This window comes from Aerococcus sp. 1KP-2016 (genome assembly GCF_002252085.1).
GTDB lineage: Bacteria > Bacillota > Bacilli > Lactobacillales > Aerococcaceae > Aerococcus.
Genome location: NZ_NEEY01000094.1, coordinates 1 through 1696 on the forward strand (window position 1 = coordinate 1; position 1696 = coordinate 1696).

The following is a 1696-nucleotide window of genomic DNA, read 5'->3' on the forward strand; positions in this document are numbered from 1 at the left end:
CTATAGTTGCTTAGGATACTCAACTACAACAGGCAAAGAGCAGTATCGGATATAGTGAGGCAATGCTCGATAAGAATAGTCGCATTTAAGTGCATCAAAATGAAAAGAGGGCGGACGCCCTCTTCATAATTAGAACTAATTATCATTTTTGTGGGTATGACTGTATAAGGCAAGAATGCGATATACTCCATTAAGCGTTATTTGATTGCCACAAAATTCATATATTTTTGGGGCAGTAATCGGCTCATCAGAATCAAAGTAAAGCAGCTCTAATTGTTCAATCATACGCTCAACGGCTTCTAATTTTGATTCTTTAAATTGCAATTTGAGCATCTGATCGTTTTTAATTTTGAAATGGTTGTAAATGATCCACACTTAGCACAATTTATCCCCTTTGTTAACCTATTCCAAGTTTCGTTTGCAATAGCTTTTGGTAAAAAGGGTGATCCAGCACTGTATTTTTGTAGTACAAGTTCAATATCAGTAACATAGTTTAAATCTAATGGCTTTTTATCAGTATTTTTCAAATTAGTTAAATATCTTTTTAATTGATTTCGTAATTTAATACCAAAATCAAAGCTTTGATTGATATTGATTTCTGAAAATTCATGCATGAATGTGAACAATCCATCTACAATAATATCCTTATTAATTTCATGAGCCATGTGTCGAAGGTGTCTGACACGTAAATCCATAGTTGCTAAATAGTTGTCACTGAGCAGGTGGCCGTTTAAATAGCATTCATTATCAATATATTCGAACAAACCATCATAATGTTTTACCTCAACCACTAGCCAACGATTACTAGTTACTAATATAAAGTCTGCCTGTAGTCTTTTGCCGTAACTAAACCAGTAATCACTATAGATTTTCCAATTAGGATGGCCGTATTTGTGCACCATTTCTAAAAATAAATTTTCGCCTTTGACACCACTTTGAAGCCTGTATAATTGTCGTTTCTTAGACGTTTCTAAATTTGGAATTCTCGCATCAAGGATTTCCAGCTGTCTCATTTCGAGATTATCGATCATTTTACCACCTCAATTTATATATACGTTTTTTTCACTCAATTCCACCGATACGAAAGCACAAAAAAAGAGTGAGCATCCAAATAGGGAATTACTCACTCTCACCATGCAAATATAATTTAGAAACTAGCTTTAGTTACGCCAGGGATCTTACCTTCGTGTGCTAATTCGCGGAAACGAATACGGCTGATACCGAATTTGCCCATGTAGCCACGTGGTCGCCCGTCGACTGCATCGCGGTTACGTAAACGGGTAGGGGATGCATCGCGAGGTAATTTACTTAGTCCAACGTAGTCTTTAGCTGCCTTCAAAGCCTCACGTTGGGCACTATATTTTGCTACTGTTGCTGCTTGTTTCTTTGCTTTTGCGATTTTAGATTTCTTTGCCATGAAATTTCCTTCCTCTTAATGTTATTGAGTGTGTATAAATATATTGCAAATAGTTAATTCGAAATTGAATCGTAATGATTACGATTATAAAGGGTGATTGACAAATAGTCAACATATTTGCTTACAAATAATAAGTTTAAAATCTCCAAGAAGGTCAGAAAGAGCATTTCTAAATTGTAGATTTAGTTAAAAGTATATTCAAAGCAAAAAAATGTAAGATTAAAGTATTTGTTTCACTTCAATCCTACATTGATCACTTTATAGTTTATATTTTAAATG

Annotated in this window: 3 protein-coding genes; all 3 read right to left on the minus strand. The window is 34.4% G+C overall.

Annotated features, from left to right (window positions below):
* Positions 1 to 135: 135 nt before the first annotated feature.
* Positions 136 to 285 carry a hypothetical protein gene (locus B9P78_RS09750; protein ID WP_158520598.1) on the minus strand — a complete coding sequence of 50 codons (150 nt, stop codon included), beginning with the start codon at positions 283 to 285 and terminating at the stop codon, positions 136 to 138.
* Positions 286 to 299: 14 nt separating this feature from the next.
* Positions 300 to 1031 carry a nuclease-related domain-containing protein gene (locus tag B9P78_RS09465; RefSeq protein WP_094519179.1) on the minus strand — a complete coding sequence of 244 codons (732 nt, stop codon included), beginning with the start codon at positions 1029 to 1031 and terminating at the stop codon, positions 300 to 302.
* A 116-nt stretch (positions 1032 to 1147) separates the two neighbouring features.
* Positions 1148 to 1417, minus strand: coding sequence for a 30S ribosomal protein S14 (gene rpsN, locus B9P78_RS09470; RefSeq protein ID WP_094519180.1), 270 nt, complete (start codon positions 1415 to 1417; stop codon positions 1148 to 1150).
* Positions 1418 to 1696: the final 279 nt, after the last annotated feature.